Source organism: Collinsella aerofaciens, from assembly GCF_001405375.1.
Classification (GTDB): Bacteria; Actinomycetota; Coriobacteriia; order Coriobacteriales; family Coriobacteriaceae; genus Collinsella; species Collinsella aerofaciens_F.
In genome coordinates this window covers 120,148-139,688 of record NZ_CYYP01000005.1, presented here as the reverse complement: position 1 = coordinate 139,688, position 19,541 = coordinate 120,148, and the positions used below count along the sequence as shown (strand labels likewise).

Below are 19,541 nucleotides of genomic sequence, written 5' to 3'. Positions count from 1 at the left end.
CGCTCGCGGACGCGGCACCGTCAGCGGCCACGGCCTCAACGGCAGCGGCCTGACGCTCTGCGCGGTCCCATACGCCCGAGCGGCCGCCCTCCTTGTGCAGCAGGCGCACGTCGACGATCTCCATGCCGCGATCGACGGCCTTGCACATGTCGTAGATGGTCAGACACGCGGCACTCGCGCCGGTCAGGGTCTCCATCTCGATACCCGTCTTGCCCGTCACGCCCGCCGTAACCAGTACGTGAAAGCCAACCTGCCCGTCCGCGCGCGCCGGCGCCCAGCCCTCGGGCACGTCCTCGACCGGCGTCCCCGCCGGAGCGATGGGCGCAATATCGCACTTGCTCTTGGTAATGAGCAACGGATGGCACATGGGAATGATGTCGCTCGTGCGCTTGATGGCCATGATGCCCGCCACGCGCGCGCAGGCAAGCACGTCGCCCTTCTTGGCGCGGTCCTGCAGCACCATGGTCTGCGTCTCGGGGTGCATGAGGATGGTGCCCTCGGCGATGGCAATGCGATGGGTCTCGGCCTTGTCGGACACGTCGACCATGCGCACCTCGCCCTTGGCGTCCACGTGCGTCAGCTCGTCGCGACGGGCGTCGCGGGCGGGCTCGGTGGCAGCGCTGGCAGTCGGCCGTGCGGACGCGTCGGCGTTGCCAGCATTCGCCGCAGCCGTGACTTTGTGGGCAGACATCGCGGCCCTGCGAGCGGCCTTGGTGGCATCGGCGTACCTGCTCTTGGCCATATGATCATCCTCCGATTTGGGACATAAATCGTTGCGTGCCCTCAATTATCGCGTGTTCCTGCGGTTTGTGGGCGACGGCATCGCGCCAAATCGAAAGTACCTGCATATCATCACCACGGCGCAACGCCTCACGCACCGAATACTCGGCATCGCTAAACAGGCACGGGCGCACGTTGCCGTCTGCCGTCAGGCGCAGACGGTTGCAATTCGCACAAAAATGGTTGGACATGGCGCTAATAAAGCCGACCGTTCCCGCCGCACCCGGAAAGTGCCAATAGCGCGCAGGGCCCGCGCCGGCAGGAGCGTCGTTGATGTCGAGTGGCTCGAGCTCGCCCAGCCCCGCCGCGGTGGCCCCGGCATTGATGCGCGTCCGCAGCTCGTCGCTCGGCACGGTGTCGCTCGCGTCCCACAGCTCGGGATTGAGCGTGGGCGCATGCGGGTCCACAGCGCAATGCGAGCTGGTGCGCTCGTCGCCGATGGGCATGTATTCGATAAAACGCAGGTGGATGGGGCGGTCGACGGTCAAGCGCGCGAGGGCCGCCACGTCTTGGTTGAGCCGGCGCACCACAACGCAGTTGACCTTAACGGGCTCAAAGCCCCAAGCCAGCGCCGCGTCGATGCCAGCCATGGTCTGCTCGAGTCGACCTAGACGCGTGATCTTTCCAAAGAGCGTAGGGTCGAGCGTGTCGAGCGAAATATTGACGCGGTTAAGACCGGCATCTTTGAGCTGCGGCGCCAGCTTGGGCAGCAGGGCGCCGTTGGTGGTGAGCGAGATGTCCTCAATCTGCGGGATCGCGCGGATGTCGCGAATGAGCGGAATGATACGACGACTGACCAGCGGCTCGCCGCCCGTCAGACGCACGCGGCGAATGCCCTCCCCCGCCACCAAGCGCACAAAGCGGGCGATTTCCTCGGCGCTGAGCAACTCGTCGTGTGCGCGGGGCGCCACACCATCGGCCGGCATGCAATAGATGCAGCGGAAATTGCACTTGTCGGTAACGGCAATGCGCAGGTAGTTGATATCGCGACCAAAACCGTCATGTTGCACGTGCCCGTCCACGCAGCCCTCCCCTCACGCGGCGTTTTATTCTTCGGAAAACATAATACCCCACGAGAGAATCATGCCGACACCCGTACGACAGGACAGGTCGCCTCGAACAAAACGGACCTTCCAAGCCCATCCTCAACACAGACCATCACAACATTCGATGCTTTTCCCGTTTTTGGCAAAAAACGTCGAATGTTGTGATGGTTTGCCTGCCCACAGCACCCCGCAGAAGGACCAAAACGCCCCTAAAGGCCGCCGTCCCAGTGCCGAATCACGAATTCTCGTAGGTCGTTCTGACGTTTCTGGAACGCTTCGCTTCGGTCGCACTTAAGGCCCATAGCGAGCGCGATGGCATTCATTGCCCGATGCAATTGCAGTTGATGGGCAAACTGAGTCCCGGTGAGGACGATCATCCTAAAGCCCAGCGCGCTCAGCACGGTCATACGCTCCGCATCCGACGCGCTGCGCTGTTTATCAAGATGGTCCGAGCCGTTGTATTCAACCCCCGTACCGCTCGCAGGCGCATATACGTCGATCTCGAAATACCCGGCCTTTGCGAGATACTTGAACTCGTTGGGAACATTGACCCGATGGTTGAGCTCGATCTTGGCGTATCCCAGCCCGCCCTGGGAACGTTTTGCTACAACCATGATTGCGGTGGCCGTCTCCATGGGCGACCGCGCGCCATCGTGCACGCGCTTGAGCACGGCGGCCGCGCGTATAGCCCCCTGACGAGATCGGTTCTCATTGCAATAGGCAATCAAGTCGGCAACGGTATACCTCTGCCCCATCTCGATATAATCGCCTGTCGACAGATGATTCAAATGGTATCGGGCACAGATTTCGTAGCCATATTCCAGCTGCTCGGGCTCGCTCATCCACGAGCCCGCCTGGACAAAGCACATGGCCTCATCAACCACTAGAAGGCCCTCTGCCACCTCGATAAGATGGCCTGGAGGTATCGGCGCCCCAAACACGTGGCACCTAAATCCAGCCGGCGTCGAGCGCTCAAAATCGAAGTTGACGAGCGTGTCGATATGATCGAGCTCTTCTCGTGGAACACCAAGCGAAACCAGATAGTCGGCAACGACCCCAACTGCCGTTGAAGCCCTCAGCCCCTTGGCATCGAGCCCCAATTTGGGCAGGCTCGCGGTCGGCTCCGCCTCGTTAGCAAGCGAGTCCTCATCGTATAGGCTGCTTGCTCGCGAGAGCGGCTCGGACGGGCGCGCCACGTTGTGGTACAGCCAGGCAGTCTTATGGGACAGGACGATCGGCAGGTCCATGAGCCCTCCAATGGAGTCGGATAACCAACCTTATTCCCCTGCCCACGGGTCCGCACACCTTCGTGCGCAAGAAAGCGATTCCACCCGGTCGAGTGGCAGAAAAACCATCACAACATTCGATGCTTTTCCCGATTTTGGCAAAAAACGTCGAATGTTGTGATGGTTTGAGGCGAGGTGAGAGGCGCTAAGCCTACACGGCGCATGCCCGCATTCAAATGGAAATGACCGCGCTCGGAGCGTGACTTTTTTCGCCCCACTGCCGACATAAACCTTGACTCTACATTCGTTGTAGGGTTTTCACTACACTGGTACGTAAACAAACCCAGCCAGAACCAGAAAGTGCCCCGCCCATGGAACACGACCTCACACGCGGCAATGTCCTTAAGACTATCGCGGTCTTTGCCCTGCCCTATATGCTCTCGTACTTTTTGCAGATGCTCTACGGCATGGCCGACCTGTACATGATGGGGCAGTTTAGCGGCGCTGCCGGCATCACCGCCGTGGGTAATGGCGCGCAGACGCTCTATATCATTACCGTGACGCTCGTGGGCCTGGCCATGGGAACGACGGTCATCGTCGGCCACGCCGTGGGTTCGCGCCGGTTTGACCGCGCCGAGACCGCCATCGGCAACACCATCACGCTCTTTATGGGCGTCTCGGTGGTACTGGCCGCTGTCCTACTCGCACTGTGCCCGCAGATCGTGGCGCTCATTGGCACGCCGGCCGAGGCGGTCGAAGGAACCGCCGCCTACCTGCGTATCTGCTTTGTCGGCATTCCCTTTATCGCCGCGTACAACATTCTTTCGGCCATCTTTCGCGGGCTGGGCGATTCGCGCTCGCCTATGTACGTGATTGGCGTGGCATGCATCATCAACATCGCGCTCGACTTTCTTTTTATCGGCCATATGGGGCTCGGCCCCGTGGGCGCGGCGCTCGGCACGGTAACCGCCCAGACGGCCAGCGTTGCCCTCGCGCTCGTGTGGCTCAAGAGCCGCCGCACGAACATCCACGTTAAGCGCAGCGACCTGCGCCCCCAGCCCGAGGTGCTCGGCAGCATTCTTAAGATCGGCGTACCTGTGGCCGTGCAGGACGGCTGCATCCAGGTGGCGTTTATGTTTATCACCGTCATCGCCAACCACCGAGGGCTCGTCGACGCCGCCGCCGTGGGCCTGGTCGAGAAGATGATCAGCTTTTTGTTCATTGTGCCGAGCTCCATGGGCGCCACCGTCAGCGCGCTCACGGCTCAAAATGCCGGCGCGGGCAAAGGCGACCGCGCACGTCAGGTGCTCAAGGACGCCATGACGATCTCGATGGTGTACGGCTGCCTGATCACGGTGCTGATGTGGCTGGTGGCGCCGGCGTTTATTGGCTTTTTTGCCAAGGACCCCGCGGTAGTCGCGGCCGGTACCGGCTATATGCACAGTTATATTTTCGACGCAATCTTTGCCGGCATCCACATTTGCTTTAGCGGCTTTTTCGCTGCATACGGCAAGAGCTACATCGGCTTTGCGCACAACGTGCTGGCCGTGGCGCTCATTCGCGTGCCGGGCGCGTGGCTGCTGTCGAACGCCTATTCCGATACGCTGTTTCCCATGGGCATCGCTTCGCCGTGCGGGTCGATTTTGTCGGCAGTCATCTGTGTTGTCGCGTTTACCGTGCTCAACCGGCGCGGGGCTTTTGACAAGTTGGCAGCGTAGCGAGGCGACGCGAGCCTGGCGCCCCTCCCCTGTTTTTACCGAAAGGAGCGGTCCCATGACCGACTCGCCAACCGAACATACCGAGGGTCTGCTCCGCATTGGCGAGGTGGCGCGCCTGTTTAACCTGAGCGTGGGGACGCTACGTCATTACGAGCAGATGGGCTTGCTGGACCCGGCGCACATCGATCCGGCAAGTGGGTATCGCTACTACGGATCGCGGCAGCTCTCCACCCTCAACACCATCAGCCACCTGCGCGTTCTCAACTTGCCGTTAGCACAAATCCGCGAGTTTGTGACCACGCGCGATGTGGACCTTATGCAGCGGCAGCTGGCTCAGCAGCAGGAGCTCATCGAGCGCAAGCGCCGCGAGCTCGAACGCGTGTCACGCAAGATTGACAACCGGCTTGCGCTGCTCCACGATGCCTTGAACACCGAGCTCGATACCATTTGCACAATCGATGCGCCCGAGCTTCGCTGCGCCGTGTTGCGCGAACGCGTCAACCCTACCGACGCCTATGCGCTGGAGTGGCAGATTCGTCAGCTGCAGAAAGGCCAGCACGAGACCTTTGTCTTTCTGGGCAACTTAGGCGTCGGGATTAGCGCCGAGCGCCTCGCCGCCGGCGACTTTGATGGCTACGACGAGGTCTTTTTGCTGCTCGATGACACCGATGAGTACTTGGGCGACGTCGAGACGCGGCCCGCCGCGCGCTGCCTGACCATAAGCTTCCGCGGCACGCACGGGCAAGCAGCCCCACGCTATGAGCAGCTGCTCAGCTATATGCGCGAGCACGGCCTGACACCCGCCGGGCCCTCGCGCGAAATCGCCCTCATCGACGACATCATCAGCGACGACCCGGCAACCTACGTGACACAGATCACGGTGCCCGTTACTGTGCTCGATTAAGAACCTCCCGGACAGGCATGAAGTGCAGCTCAACTAACGAGCGTCGGCTACAGGATAACCGCCATGTCGAGGGCAGTCCCCGATATGGCGGTTTTACTCCTCCGGAATCGGAAACGCACGGATGAACTCTGCAGGCGAGAAGGTCTTGATGGTCGAGCGCACAAAAGCGGCGCGGTCACGCGTGATGATAAAGTCCACGCCGGCACGCTCGGCCATCGCACGGATACAGCCGTCCTCAAAGTCCGGCTCATCGGAATAGGCGGAGGTAAAACAAGCTTCTTGGTCGAGAGGCTCTACCGAGTAGCTCTTAAGACAGTCGCGCACTACCTCGCGGGCGCACGCCTCGCCTGCCTGTTTAGTGAGAATGTAGTACGCGTCCTTGAGAGAGCAGGCCGAAACAACGCCCTCGATAAGCCCCACGTCAACAAACCCCTTGATGGTTTGCGCCGCCCCATGCTCCGACCGACCCGGAAGCACGCAATCGAGCAGAAAATTGGTATCGAGAAATGCCCTCATAGGTAGCGCTCCCTCGCGACGCGCTTTTCATCTTCAACCGTCATCGTATCGAGCGGCGTTCCCTTTGGCATTTTGGCTACGATATCGAGATACTCCTGGTAGTCCTCATCCTCCGCGAGCATCTCGCGAATCTCCTTCCAGGTGATCTTGGGATGCCACATCGTACCCACGTCGCGCTTGGGCTTGCCCGTGCCGCACGTCGGTTTTGCGCCCCCACGCTCCTGGGCAGCGTCATATTCCACTGCAACCGGGCCTTGATAGTCGAGCGGCACGATTTTGAACAACGGCTTGCTCCGCTTGAAAACCACAACCTCCTCGCCCTCATTAGCAACCTTTTCGGCCACCTGCGTAAGGTTTTGGCGCAGCTCCGAAAACGCGACCGTAACCATAACTGCTCCTCTCAACATATATCTTCACTGCTAAGTATACACGTTAATGTTAATGTTAACGTGTATAAGAATCACCACAATGGGGGCGATCAACCATTACTGGCGCCTCTGCTTCGTATGAATCTCTTATCGCTCCGGAACGGCACCGGTCCGCAGGGTCACCCTCAGCAACCTACATGACGCAGATCATGCTGCCCGCCACCACGCCCAAATAAAAACCTCCCGGAAAGTATCAACCTTTCCGGGAGGTTTTCTAATTTGATTATCGATGTCCTAAGCCTGGGGCACCTCACCAGTCGCAAGAATCTGCTCGAGCGCGTCCTCGTCCAACACGGGCACACCCAGCTGCTCGGCCTTGGTGAGCTTGGAGCCCGCTTTGGGGCCGGCGACCAGATAGCTCGTCTTCTTCGACACACTGCCCGAAACCTTGGCGCCGAGCACCTTGAGCGCCGCGCCCGCCTCGTCGCGCGTGCGGTTGACAAGCGTGCCGGTGAGCACGAAGGTCAGGCCTGCGAGTGGTTGTGCGTCGGCGAGCTCGCCTGCCACGCCAGCGTCGGCTGCGGCTTGCGCATGAGCGGCACCCAAGTCGACCTCGAGCGACAGGCCCGCCTGGCGCAGGCGCTCCAGCACGGCAAGGTTCTCGGGCACGGCCAGGAACTGCTTGACGCTCGCCGCAATCTTGGGACCGATGCCCTCGCACTCGGCGATGTCCTCTTCGCTCGCCAAAATGAGCTTGTCAATCGACAGGAATCGCTCGGCGATGACCTCGCCCACACTCTTGCCCACGTGGCGGATGCCCAGGGCAAACAGCACGCGACCGAGCGGCTGGCTCTTGGACTTGTTGAGCTCGGCGACGATCTTTTCGGCCGTCTTGAGGCCCACCGGAATGGGATCGCCCTTCTTAACGCCCTTTTTGCTGTTAGAGCTGGCGTACACGCGCCCCGTGTCCAGGCCGGCAATGTTGTCGACTGTGAGCTGATAGAAATCCGCGACGTCGTGGATCAGGCCGGCGGCGATCATCTTGTCGACGATCTCGTCGCCCAGGCCGTCGACGTCCATGCAGCCGCGGCTCACCCAGTGGAGCAAGCGCTCCTTGAGCTGTGCGGGGCAATCGATGGAGACGCAACGGTAAGCGACCTCGCCATCCTCGTGGACAACGGGGCTGCCGCACACGGGGCAGACCTCGGGCATGTGCCAGTCGACCGAATCGACCGGGCGCTTGTCGAGCACCGGGCCCACAACCTCGGGGATTACGTCGCCCGCCTTGTGCACGATGATAGTGTCGCCCTCGCGCACGTTTTTGCGGCGGATCTCGTCGATGTTGTGCAGCGTGGCGCGCGCGATGGTGGAGCCAGCGACCGTCACCGGGTCGAACTCGGCGACCGGTGTGAGCACACCGGTGCGGCCCACCTGGATGCGAATTTCGCGCAGGACGGTCTGCTTTTCCTCGGGCGGGAACTTAAAGGCGATGGCCCAGCGCGGCGCGCGGGCGGTAAAGCCCAGGTCGAGCTGCTGCTGGAAGCTGTCGACCTTTACGACCACGCCGTCGATGTCGTAATCCAGGTCACCGCGATGTTCGAGCGCCTGGGCACAGAACTCGTGAACCTCGGCGGGTGTGGCGCAACGGGCAACGTTAGGGTTGACGCTGAAGCCGGCGCTACGCAGCCAATCGAGGAACTCGCGCTGGCTGTGGACGTGCAGCGGATCGGTATCGGCGATGGCATAGATAAAGGTGGCCAGGTCGCGGCGCGCCGTGACCTTGGGATCCTTTTGGCGCAGGCTGCCGGCGGCGGCGTTGCGCGGGTTGGCGAAGGGGTCGCGGCCCTCGGCATCGGCCTCTTCATTCAGACGAACAAAGCTGCCCTTGGGCATGTAGACCTCGCCGCGTACCTCAATGGTGCGCTCGCGGTCGGCGCCCATGTGGGCGAGCGCCGGCTCGGACAGGTGCATGGGCACATCCTTGATGGTGCGCACGTTGAGCGACACGTCCTCGCCCGTGGTGCCATCGCCACGTGTGGCCGCACGTACGAAGGTGCCGTTTTGGTAGGTAAGCGCCACACCCAGGCCGTCGATCTTAAGCTCGCAGGTATAGGTGACGCTGCCGGCACCGAGCGCATCCTCGGCGCGCTGGAGCCACGCGTCGAGCTCGTCCAGATCCATGGCATCGTCCATGGAATACATGCGTGCCATGTGCGTGACCGGCGTAAACTGCTCGCTCACGTACCCGCCCACGCGCTGGGTATAGCTGTCGGGCGTCACCAGGTCGGGGTAGGTGGCCTCAATTTCCTGCAGCTCAACGAGCATCTTGTCAAAGGCGGCGTCCGTGATCTCGGGCGCATCGAGCATGTAGTAGCGATAGGCGTGGTAATCGAGCTCGTGGCGCAGCTCGGCCGCACGCGCTGCCGCCTGGGCACGGGCATCGGCCGGTACGGCGGTATCCGTGCTCGCGGGCGTTTCGGTATCGATGTCCACGCCGTCACCAAACAGGCTCGATTGCTCCATAGCGGCACTCCTTCGCTCGATTTCAAACGGATACTAGAGTACCACCGGTCGCAATGAGGCCGAATAGCGGTCTCAAACCGCACCGAATCGGCAGCCGCCAGACTGGGGTGGACAGTTAGTTCAGATACGTATAAATCCTAGAGCTAAATCAGGCACGAACACCCCTGTTTCGACGAATTCGGGCTCCTCGAGACCATGTAAACGTCCCACTCTCCCTTCCAAACACCCATTCGAGCCCCATCCCAATCAAAAATTGCTCAAAACGCATTCCAAGCTGTCCCAGATTTATACGTATCTGAACTAACTGTCCAGACCATTACGAACCAGGCCTCTTGTCAGCCCCAAGTGATCCGTTTTCCTCCGTCCCCAACGGATCAATAAGAAAAGAGGGGCTGTCCCGCGTTGGTGGGACAGCCCCTCTGGTATCGGTATGAGCGAAACGGCTCGCTAGTAGCCCTGGCCGTAGCCCTGACCCTGGCCCTGCTGGCCCAGCAGCTCCTCCAGATACTGGCGCAGCTGCTCGTCGGTAATACCGCCGTTGCCGGTGTCGGTCGAACTGTCGTCCTGCTGCTGGTTCTGCAGCTCCTCATCGGAGCCCAGCTCAACCGTGACCTTCTTCTCTTCCTTGCCGCGCATGAGTGTGATCTCGACCTTCTCGCCCACCTCGTGGCTGCGCAGAGCAATGATCAGGCCATCGGCGCTCGTGATCTCGTCGTCGCCCAGCTTGGTGATGACATCGCCCTCCTGAATGCCGGCCTTGGCAGCAGGACCATCCTCAACGACGCTCGCCACATACGCGCCGCTATCGGTGCTCAGCTTGTTGGTGCGGGCGTTGAGCGCATTGACGCTCGAAAGCGTAGCGCCCATGTACGGATGCACCGGCGTCTTGCCGTCGATAATCTGGTCGGCAATGTTCTTGGCATAGTTGACCGGAATGGCAAAGCCCACGCCCGAGCTGGAGCCCGAATAACTCTCGATGAGCGAATTAATGCCCACAAGCTCGCCATTGTCGTTAACGAGCGCGCCGCCGGAGTTGCCCGGGTTGATGGCGGCATCGGTCTGGATCATGTTGGCATAGATAGTGTTGCCGCTGGTAGAGCTCATAGCCGTGGAGCGATACAGCGCCGACACAATACCCGTGGAGACGGACTGCTCGTTGCCGAACGGCGAGCCGATCGCCATGACCCACTCGCCCACGTTGAGCTTGGAGGAATCACCGTTCTCAATCGGCGTGAGCTTGGAGGCGTCGGCGTCCTTGAGCTTGATGACGGCCAGGTCGCTCGAAGCATCGTTGCCCACGAACTCGGCCTCGTAGGTGGTGCCGTCGTCCATGGTCACCACGTACTGGTCGTAACCATCGACCACGTGGTTGTTGGTGAGGATGTGGCCCTCGGTATCGAGCACCACGCCCGAACCGACACTGCCCGAGTTATCCGACCCGTCAGCAGACTGCGAAAGCGAGCCATTCTGGCTGCCGCTCGAAGTGGCGGTAATGGAAACGACGGAGGGCAATGCCTTGGCAGATACGGCCTCGGCCAGCGTGGTGTCCTCGGAGTCGATCGTGATCTTTTGCGTCGATGAACCCGAAGCACCCGCCGTCACGGCGTTCCTGCCGCCGCCGATATCGAGCGTGCCACTCATAATGAGCGCGATGACCAGCAGGGCGCCGCACGCACAACCAGCGAGCGCCGTAATAAAGATCGGCAGCTTTTTGGTCTTGGTCTTGACCACCGTGTGCTTGTTCACGACCTGTTGGCCGCCCAGCGGCTTGCCGGTCTGCGTGTCGTAGGCCTGCACGTAGGGAATGTTGCCGTCGGCAGGCGTCGACTCCACCTGCACGCGCGGCTGTTGCTGAGTCTCGCCGGCGTTGCCCGCGTCCTGGGGACGCTGGGAATCGTTCTCGCTCATAGCTACGATCCTTTCGTCAAATAACCAAAGGCCCGCCAAACATGTGGCGGGCCATCATTGTTCACGTTGAGTTGTACCCCAATATGCGGGTGCACGTGTATGAGAACGCAATCTTTTAGGAAGGCTTAAGTTCTGTTGCAGGCCCAAAAGGACCCGCACCTGCGTCAAGACCACCACAAAGGTGCCTGTCCCCTTTGTGGTGGAAATCTAGTCCTTAAACAGATAGCCCACGCCGCGGACGGTGGTGATGTGTGCCGCGATCTGCGGGCCCACCTTGGAGCGGATGCGTCGGATGTGCACGTCGACGGTGCGCGTGCCGCCGCAGTACTCAAAGCCCCACACGCGGTGCAGCAGCACCTCGCGGCTGTAAGCACGGTTGGGGTGCGTTGCCAAAAAGCTCAGCAGCGAGTACTCCATCAGCGTCAGGTCGATGGGCTCGTTATCGAGTGTCACCTGGTAGGTAGCCAGGTTAATCTCGAGGTTGTCGATGTTGAGCACATCGTCGGCGGCGACGGTCTCCTCCTCGCCCATCAGGCGCTGCGCGCGAGCCTTGAGTTCGTTGGGTGTCGCCGTGGGGCATACAAAGTCGGCATGCGCGTGATTGGGCAGACGCAGGGTGCTAAGCGCCTCGTCGTCAACGATCACCAGCATGGGGACGCCGCCGCGATCGTCAAGCCACTTGGCAATCTGATCGATGCGGTCGCTGCGGATGCCGTCGGAATCGAGGATCAGCAGGTCAAAGTCGTGCGCCGCAGTCGGCGAATCGGGCGTGGCCAGGCTCACCTCGACACCCAGGGTGGTCGTCAAACTGCGGGCAAACTCGTGGAAGCGCGTCGTGCGCGCCATGAACAGGGCACTCTTTTCGGACATATCGGCCTCCAAAGAAATGAGCTCAATCGTACTGGAACAAGCCAGCGCGATTAGGAGTTCGCCAGGTAGTGCTTGATCTCCCACTCGGTGATCGTAGACTCAAACTTATGCCACTCGTCGCGCTTCTTTTTGAGGAAGAAGCTATGGATATGCTCGCCGAGGGCATCCTTCATAAACTGCGAGTCCTCAAACACGTCGAGCGCCTCTTTGAGCGAACGCGGCAGCGGCGTGTAGCCGGCCTCGACCATCTGGCGGTCGGTAAGCTTGAGCGTCTCGGCCGTGGCCTCGGGCGGGAGTTCCAGCTTGCGCTCGATGCCGTCGAGACCGGCCGCCAGCGTGACGGCGTTGACCAGGTACGGGTTGGCCATGGGGTCGGGGCTACGAAGCTCGATGCGCGTGGACAGCTGCTTGCCGGGCTTGTAGACCGGAATGCGGACCATACTCGCGCGGTTGCGCAGGCCCCACGTGGCGTACTGCGGCACGGAGTCGCCACCCGTGGTGATGCGCTTGTACGAGTTGACCGTGGGGTTAGTGATGGCGCTGATCTCGCGCGCGTGCGCCAAGATGCCGGCCATGTAGTGCTTGGCGATATCGGAGAGGTGGTACTTCTCGTCGTCCTCGCCCCAAAAGACGTTGTTGCCGTCGTGGTCGAATAGCGACTGGCACAGGAACATAGCGCTGCCGTCCTCGCCCGCCAACGGCTTGGGCATAAAGGAGGCGTGGCACCCGCTCTCGTAAGCTTGCTGCTTAATGATGAGTTTGGCCGTGGTGATGGCGTCGGACATGCTCAGGGCCTCGGCGTGGCGCAGGCTCATGCCGTGCTGCGAGCGGCCGGCGGCGTGGAAGGTGTACTCCACGGGCACGGACATCTTCTCGAGTGTGAGGACCGTGTTGCGGCGCAGGTCGCGGGCGGCATCGCTCACCGAAAGATCGAAGTAGCCCACGTTGTCGAGCGGCTCGGGGGTGTGCTCGTCGGGGAAGTAGTAATACTCCAGCTCGGCGCCCACGTTGAGCAGATAGCCAGCTTTCTCGGCCTTGCGGAACATGCGGCGCAGGGCATCGCGCGGATCGCCGGCAAACGGCTTGCGGTCGGGGGTGCACACGTCGCAGAACACGCGGGCGACGCCGTTGTGGCTCGGGCGCCACGGCAGGATCTGGAAGGTCGAAGCATCGGGGAACGCCAGCATGTCGGCTTCCTCGGGCGTAGCAAAGCCCTCGATGGCGGAGCCGTCAAAGCCAATACCCTCCTCAAAAGCGACCTCGAGGTCCTCGGGGCTAATGGCAAAGTTCTTGAGGCGGCCGAGAATGTCGACAAACCACAGACGCACAAAGCGGATGTCACGCTGCTCTACGGAGCGGAGTACGTAATCGATGTTCTGCTGGTTCATGTCGCTCCCCTTTCTTTCGGGCGGGTTTCGACTGGTCTATATCGCAGATACTATCGCAGAAAAATGTTTCCGCAGGGTTAAAGCGTATCAAGCGCTCAAAAAACGTGCGCGAACAGGCCGTTGCGAACGAGCGGCTAGCGCGAAGTCGAAGCGCGGTGTTCAATGTGACCAGGAACCTCGATGCGCTTGGGGGCGAGCTTTGCGGCCTCGCCCACCGTGGTGGTGACGACGTCGATGCGCTCGGACAGGCGCTCGACCACGCGCTCGGCGATGGTAAGGGTGTCTTGCGCGGCCGTGGTCACACCGCCAAAGAGCACGTGGTTCCAGGGATAATCGTCAAATGTCGCGATCTTAAGACCAGCCGGCAGCGAGGGACCAAGCTGCGCCAGCGCCTCGGTCAAACGCAGGAAGACCAAGCCGTTGACGGCAATGAGGCCGAGCTTTTTGCCTGCATAGCCGCGGATGGTCTCGTCCAGGCGGCCGACGCCCGTGGCGCCCCCGTCGGCCAGGGTGACGACCTCGCCGGCAAGGCCGCGGTGCAAAAGCTCGTCGGTAAAGGCCTCGGCGCGCTTGCGACGCACGGGGCTGTCGTCGCTTGCCTCGGTGAGCAGGCACAGGCGCTCGCTGCCAGCGGCGGTCAAGGCGTCTACCAGGCCGGCGACCAGCTCACGGTTGTTAGATGTCACCAGATCGACACCGCCGTCGGCAACGTCGCGGTCGAGCAGCACAACGGGCAGGCGCCCCGCGGCCGCGGCGATCGCCTTGTCGTTGCCTCCGCAGGTGTTGACGACCAGGCCGTCCACGTCAGCATCGATAAGTCTGGCGAGCGACTCGGCCTCCTTAGCGGGGTCGTTGCCGCTAATGGCCGTCATGAGCGAGCAGCCGCGCGCGGCGGCGCTGGCGGAAAGTCCTTCAAGCATGGCGCTCGAGAACGGGTTGGCGATGTCGGCCAGGATCACACCGATGAGGTTGGTACGCGAGCTGCGCAGATTGCGCGCGGCAGCACGTGGGCGATAGCCGGTGCGCTCGATGACCTCGGCGATGCGAGCACGGGTCTCCTCGGTCATTTGCCCGGGGCGGTTGTTGAGATAGCGCGAGACCGTGGCCGGGCTCACGCCCGCCTCGGCGGCAATGTCCTTGATTCTCATCTGCGCCATGGCGCACCCCGTTTCCCAATTGTCAGCAGTCTGAGCCATTTTAGGCATTTTTTTAAAAATCTCGCTTGCAAAAGGCTGTAGGTGAGTATACTACAACTCGAAACGAAACCGATTTCGTAAACCGATTTCGGCGAGCGTTGGCACGTAGGTGCAAAGATGTACCCTACCGTCTTGGCACCTCCGTGCCAACGCCATATCAAAGGTGTACGCACGAGCAAGAAGGAGCTGCGCAACCATGGGTAAAACGGTTCTTACCTTCGGCGAGATCATGATGAGGCTCTCGCCCAAAGACCATCTGCGCATTGAGCAGGCGACCGAGTTTGATGTCCGCTACGGCGGCGCCGAAGCCAACACCGCGCTTTCCCTGGCCTACCAGGGCGACAAGGCCGCTTACGTCTCCGTTGTCCCGGCCAACCGTCTGGGCGAGTGCGCTCTGCGCTCGCTGAAGGCCTACGGCGTCGACACCACGCGCGTCGTACGTCAGGGCGATCGCCTGGGCTCCTATGTCTTTGAGGTCGGTGCCTCGCAGCGCGGCAACGGCTGCGTCTACGACCGCAAGTACTCTGCCATTAACATGGCCAAGCGCGACGTCTTTGATTGGGACGAGATCCTCAAGGGCATCGATGTCTTCTATTTCTCCGGCGTGACGCCCGCTGTCTCCGACGAGATGGCCGCTGCGTGCAAGGATGCCCTCACCGCCTGCCGCGCCAAGGGCATCACGACCGTGTGCGACGTGAATTATCGCGGCAAGATGTGGTCGCCCGAGAAGTCGCAGGCCACCATGAAGGAACTCCTGCCGCTCGTCGACGTCTGCATCGCCAACGATGAGGACGCACCCGCCGGCCTCGGCATGACCTGCGTCTCCGGCTCCCTTGCCCACGGCATTGAGGAGCGCGACACCTACGTCGAGATGGCCCGTCAGATCTGCGCCGAGTACGGCTGCAAGAAGGTCGCTTCGGTCGTCCGCAACATCTCCTGCGTCGAGCGCTCCATCTGGATGGGCATGCTCTATGACGCCGAGAGCGGCGCGCACTGGTTCTCCCCCGCTCACGACGTGCACGTGCTCGAGGGCGTTGCCGCCGGCGACGCTTTCAACGCCGGCCTCGTCCATGCCCTCATCAACGACTTTGACCCGCAGGACGCCGTCAACTACGCGATTGCGGCCTCGATCCTCAAGCTCACCATCAAGGGCGATTCCAACCTGGTGACTGCTGACGAGATCGCAGCCGTGGCATCAGCCGCCGACGGTGGCACTCGCGTCGCACGCTAGTCCGTCTCCATTCCGCGGGCCGCAGCTTTCCAATCCCATACCCCTGCGGCCCGCTCCCCGATTCCTCCGGCCGGGCAAAACCACCAGTCCCATTCCGGTTTTGCCTGGCATTTCCTACATGACTGGTCGAGCAGCCGGTTTTGGAATTGCTTGAACCCCAAGCAGTGCCTCCGATAACCAATCCAAAATCGGCTCCTGACCAGCACATTTGGCAATCACGCGCCCATGCGCGCCACACATCGAAAGGAACATCATGTTCGATCAGTTCTACACCACGCTTGAGTCCCTGGGCATCGTGCCGGTCGTTGTGCTCGACAAGGTCGAGGACGCCGCTCCGCTCGCCCACGCCCTTATGGCAGCTGGCATGAAGTCCGCCGAGGTCACCTTCCGCACCGCCTGCGCCGCCGAGTGCATCGCCGCTATGGCCGAGGCCGAGCCCGAGATGTGCGTTGGCGCCGGCACTGTCCTGACCGTCGAGCAGGTTGAGCAGGCCCGCGCAGCCGGTGCCAAGTTCATCGTCTCCCCGGGTTACAACGAGGACGTCGTGAAGCACTGCATCGACATCGACCTGCCCGTCCTTCCCGGAACCGTGACCCCCTCCGAGGTCACCGCAGCCGAGAACCTGGGCCTCAAGGTCACCAAGTTCTTCCCCGCGTCCCAGTATGGCGGCCTGAACACCATCAAGGCCCTCGCCGCTCCGTTTGTCGGTCACCGCTTTATGCCTACCGGCGGCGTGAGCACCGCCAACGTCGAGGAGTACCTGAGCTCCTCCGCCATCATCGCCTGCGGTGGCACCTGGATGGTCAAGCCGGCCCTGTTTGCCGACGGCGACTTCTCCAAGGTCGAGCAGATCGCCCGCGAGGCCATGGACGTCGTCAAGAAGGTCCGCGGCTAGGTTTAGCTCTCTATCGTGAAAGGGGGCGTGCCCTAGACCTCGCCCCCTTTCTTTTAAAGCGGCTCGGAAGCGCGCCGTTTCCGTCACGGACAAGAACCGAAAACGTCTTGTATGCTGATAGAACGTGACGGAAGCGACACGCCCCCGAGCCGCTTTGCCTACTCGGTTGGCAACCGCGCTCAACTGAGCCACTTCGACAAAAGCCGAGCCACCAAAACAGCTGCGGCGCCGTCTGGAGGAATGGACTCTTGCTTCCGGTCTTTTCCTCCAAGCAGCGCCGCAGCTTTTTCGTGCCCCGATGTGCCCCGTCACTTGCGGTGGAATACGGACTGCCTACACCATCAGAGCCGCAAAACAATCCCTATTTCACCGCAACTAATGAAGGGGGCGAGTTAGATGGCCGAGTCTTTGGACAGCTCAAAATAGTCGGGATGCAAGGCGATAACCGGGCCCTGCTCCTCGGGCATCAGGTGCAGGTGCGTCTCTGCCAGATAGCTCGCCGTGTCGGTATCGCCCCCCTTAATGGCCTCGAGAATCCGGCGATGCTGCCGACGAATCGGCTCCCAATCCAAATCCTGCGACACCATACGCAACCAGTTGTATCGCTCAAAATGCGTGTTGATGCTCTTCATCCAATCCCACAACATGTGACGACCGGCAATCTCAAAACACGTCTCATGGAACAGGTTGTCCAGGTCAAAGAAACGACGTGTTTCGCTATGGTCGAGCGACTCGGACTCGGCAAGGATCTGCTCAATCCGCTGCTTTTGCTCGGGCGAGGCGGCCGAACAGCATTTAATAAGCACGCTTCTCTCGAGCTTCTCGCGCAAAAAGCAGGCGTTTTCGGCGCGCTCCATGCTGATTTTTGAGACATAGGTACCGCTTTTGGGACGCGTTTCCACCAGCTCCTGCTCGCGCAGACGCACAAAGGACTCGCGAATGGGTGTGCGCCCGATTCCCGTCTCTTTTTCCAGACCAATCGCCGAAAGGCGCGTGCCGGGCTTGAGCTCGGCATAGATGATCTTGGACCGCAATGCGTTGTACGCCTGGTCTTGCAGGCTCTGATAATGCTGGTGTTGTTCCATAAAGCCCTCGGATGAAGCCTCGGTTAATCGAATACCACCATGCAATACTATCGCATCCCCCGCCCCCCTCATAAGTTGCGGTGGAATAGTTCCTGCTCAAAGCCTTCAGCAGCAAAAACAGGAACTATTCCACCGCAACTTCCAACAGTCTTTTTGGGACGTGGCTTTTTTGGCTACCCTGAGCCGCAGGTCGGCCCCTTGCCACAAAAGGGGCCCATCTACTACGTTAACGCGGAGAGCCCAGACCATGCTGAAAAGTGCAAAAACAAAACCGCAGGTAGACAGCTTGTCGATTTTCGAAAAAGCCGACTATGGTTGACCCCTGCGGCTTAAACGTAGTAGATAGGCCCTTTTCGTGGCGCAGCACTACTGCACCCCAAATTGGCACCCCGAGCCCTCGTGAGTTGCCAACAAGCTGTTCGCCCAGCGCTTTATCCGCGCGGCATTCGGAAAATAGCACCACCGTAAGAACCCGAGAACAGCGCTATACGTTGCTATATCTCACTATACTTTGCTATATCTCACTATACTTTGCAATATCTTGCTATACTTTGCTATATCTTGCTATATCTTGAGCAAAGGTGGCTCACATGCAAACAAACCCTTTTAAGCCCACAGCAGGTAAAACACCTCCCACGATTATCGGCCGCGAAGATGTACTTGAAGAATTCAGTGAAGGCCTCACCAACGGGCCTGGTGCCCCTGGGCGCCTAATGCGCATAGCCGGCGTCCGTGGAACGGGCAAGACGGTCCTCCTTGACGAGTGCTCACGTTTGGCGCAAAGCCGTGGCTGGACGGTCATAAAAGAGGTCGCAACCGAGGGACTTTGCCAGCGCATTCTCGAACAGCTGCAGCCCAAATTCCAGGCCAAACACGCCAGATTTGAGCCCACCGTAGCTGGCATATCCATCGGCAGCATAGATATTGAGCGAATCGGCCCATCGCTACGCGACGCCATGAGACAGACAATATCCAAGAATGGAAATGGCCTGCTCATCACTCTCGACGAGGTTCAAGACGCAGAGCTCGATGAGGTCCGAACGCTCTCCATTGCGATTCAGCAGGTTATCGGCGAAGACCTTGATATCGCCTTTGTTTTTGCGGGGCTGCCTTCGATGATTGAAAGCATCATCAACGGAAAGACACTTACGTTTTTGCGCCGTGCCCTCCCCTTTGACCTGAAGGCTGTGGCAGTAACCGAAGTGTCGTACTCCCTCGAGGAAACCATTGAAGCGTCTGGCATGGAGTTGCAGCCAGGTATTGCCGGCCAACTTGCCGAGGCAACGCAAGGTTATCCTTTCATGATCCAACTCGTTGGATACTACGCATGGCAGTTGGCAAGACGCGCACATACAACGATTATTGGAGAAGAAGAAGCCGAGCGTGGCATTGCAACGGCACGCGAACGCTTCTGCGCCATGGTGATTGAGCCCGCGCTGCGGCGCATTCCGCCCACGTGCATCGTTTATCTGCTGAGCATGGCATCTTTGGGGCAGACGAGCTCGACCAGCATGGTTGCCGATGCCCTAAACAAAACGCCTCAACAGGTGAGTTCCGTCCGCAGCCGCCTGTTAAGAGAATCGATTATCGAGGCTCCCTCGTACGGCAAGGTCTCATTTGCCATCCCCTACATGCGCGACTACCTCTACGAGCACAAAGCCGAACTGGAAGTTGAACTGTAGAAACGGCAACTGCCCTGCAAGACGAAAACCGTTTTCGTACGGATTTAAAGCAGACGTAAACGATTTTCGTCTTGATTTGCATCCGGAATTAAGACGAAAATTGCGCTTTCGTGCGCTTATTACCAGACGCAAATTGTTTACGTCCGGCTATGCGTCCCCAATCCAGACGAAAAAAGCTCCGAGCTCGTGCAAGCTCGGAGCTTTT

Annotated in this window: 16 protein-coding genes; 5 read left to right on the top strand and 11 right to left on the bottom strand. The window is 60.5% G+C overall.

All coding sequences use genetic code 11. From position 1 onward, the window contains the following. The 3 genes from moaC to ARB25_RS04155 form a co-directional block, all read right to left on the bottom strand. The coding region (gene moaC, locus ARB25_RS04165) for a cyclic pyranopterin monophosphate synthase (RefSeq protein ID WP_301280524.1) at positions 1–742 on the bottom strand (742 nt) is incomplete at its 3' end. A 4-nt stretch (positions 743–746) separates the two neighbouring features. Then, positions 747–1,802: a GTP 3',8-cyclase MoaA gene (gene moaA / locus ARB25_RS04160; protein WP_253276043.1), complete on the bottom strand. Its 1,056-nt coding sequence runs from the start codon at positions 1,800–1,802 to the stop codon at positions 747–749. Positions 1,803–2,035: 233 nt separating this feature from the next. Beyond that, the gene (locus ARB25_RS04155; protein ID WP_055286028.1) at positions 2,036–3,073 is read right to left on the bottom strand and encodes a putative endonuclease domain-containing protein; all 1,038 of its coding nucleotides are present in this window, start codon (positions 3,071–3,073) and stop codon (positions 2,036–2,038) included. 350 nt (positions 3,074–3,423) lie between these two features. On the opposite strand from ARB25_RS04155, the gene ARB25_RS04150 reads away from it, so the two are divergent. Together ARB25_RS04150 and ARB25_RS04145 are read left to right on the top strand one after the other, a co-directional pair. After that, complete coding sequence (locus ARB25_RS04150; RefSeq protein WP_055286026.1) at positions 3,424–4,770, top strand: MATE family efflux transporter; 1,347 nt, start codon at positions 3,424–3,426, stop codon at positions 4,768–4,770. Positions 4,771–4,825: 55 nt separating this feature from the next. Further along, positions 4,826–5,674: a MerR family transcriptional regulator gene (locus ARB25_RS04145; RefSeq protein ID WP_055286025.1), complete on the top strand. Its 849-nt coding sequence runs from the start codon at positions 4,826–4,828 to the stop codon at positions 5,672–5,674. Positions 5,675–5,767: 93 nt separating this feature from the next. Here ARB25_RS04145 and ARB25_RS04140 read toward each other — a convergent pair whose 3' ends face one another. From ARB25_RS04140 to ARB25_RS04110, 7 genes are all read right to left on the bottom strand, one after another. After that, a complete protein-coding gene (locus ARB25_RS04140; RefSeq protein WP_055286023.1) occupies positions 5,768–6,190 on the bottom strand; it encodes a PIN domain-containing protein in 423 nt (140 codons plus the stop codon). Further along, on the bottom strand, positions 6,187–6,579 hold the full coding sequence (locus ARB25_RS04135; RefSeq protein WP_055286021.1) for a type II toxin-antitoxin system Phd/YefM family antitoxin: 393 nt from the start codon (positions 6,577–6,579) through the stop codon (positions 6,187–6,189). The genes ARB25_RS04140 and ARB25_RS04135 overlap by 4 nt, the downstream gene beginning before the upstream one ends. A gap of 273 nt (positions 6,580–6,852) precedes the next feature. Continuing rightward, positions 6,853–9,081 (bottom strand): NAD-dependent DNA ligase LigA, encoded by a 2,229-nt coding sequence (ligA, locus tag ARB25_RS04130; protein WP_055286020.1) that lies wholly within the window; start codon positions 9,079–9,081, stop codon positions 6,853–6,855. A gap of 447 nt (positions 9,082–9,528) precedes the next feature. Beyond that, the gene (locus ARB25_RS04125) at positions 9,529–10,989 is read right to left on the bottom strand and encodes a S1C family serine protease (RefSeq protein WP_055286018.1); all 1,461 of its coding nucleotides are present in this window, start codon (positions 10,987–10,989) and stop codon (positions 9,529–9,531) included. Positions 10,990–11,196: 207 nt separating this feature from the next. Continuing rightward, a complete protein-coding gene (locus ARB25_RS04120; protein WP_055286016.1) occupies positions 11,197–11,859 on the bottom strand; it encodes a response regulator transcription factor in 663 nt (220 codons plus the stop codon). Positions 11,860–11,909: 50 nt separating this feature from the next. Beyond that, entirely contained in the window at positions 11,910–13,247 is a 1,338-nt protein-coding gene (locus ARB25_RS04115; protein WP_055286015.1) for a glutamine synthetase family protein, read from the bottom strand. A gap of 134 nt (positions 13,248–13,381) precedes the next feature. Further along, positions 13,382–14,404 carry a LacI family DNA-binding transcriptional regulator gene (locus ARB25_RS04110; protein ID WP_055286013.1) on the bottom strand — a complete coding sequence of 341 codons (1,023 nt, stop codon included), beginning with the start codon at positions 14,402–14,404 and terminating at the stop codon, positions 13,382–13,384. Positions 14,405–14,639: 235 nt separating this feature from the next. On the opposite strand from ARB25_RS04110, the gene ARB25_RS04105 reads away from it, so the two are divergent. Together ARB25_RS04105 and eda are read left to right on the top strand one after the other, a co-directional pair. Next, on the top strand, positions 14,640–15,674 hold the full coding sequence (locus ARB25_RS04105) for a sugar kinase (protein ID WP_055286012.1): 1,035 nt from the start codon (positions 14,640–14,642) through the stop codon (positions 15,672–15,674). 253 nt (positions 15,675–15,927) lie between these two features. Then, a complete protein-coding gene (eda, locus tag ARB25_RS04100) occupies positions 15,928–16,569 on the top strand; it encodes a bifunctional 4-hydroxy-2-oxoglutarate aldolase/2-dehydro-3-deoxy-phosphogluconate aldolase (RefSeq protein WP_055286010.1) in 642 nt (213 codons plus the stop codon). Between the two features lie 392 nt (positions 16,570–16,961). Here the strand turns inward: eda and ARB25_RS04095 are convergent, their stop codons facing one another. After that, on the bottom strand, positions 16,962–17,654 hold the full coding sequence (locus ARB25_RS04095) for a GntR family transcriptional regulator (protein WP_055286008.1): 693 nt from the start codon (positions 17,652–17,654) through the stop codon (positions 16,962–16,964). A gap of 590 nt (positions 17,655–18,244) precedes the next feature. Here ARB25_RS04095 and ARB25_RS04090 point away from each other — a divergent pair. Continuing rightward, positions 18,245–19,336: an ATP-binding protein gene (locus tag ARB25_RS04090; protein ID WP_055286006.1), complete on the top strand. Its 1,092-nt coding sequence runs from the start codon at positions 18,245–18,247 to the stop codon at positions 19,334–19,336. The last annotated feature ends 205 nt before the right edge of the window (positions 19,337–19,541 follow it).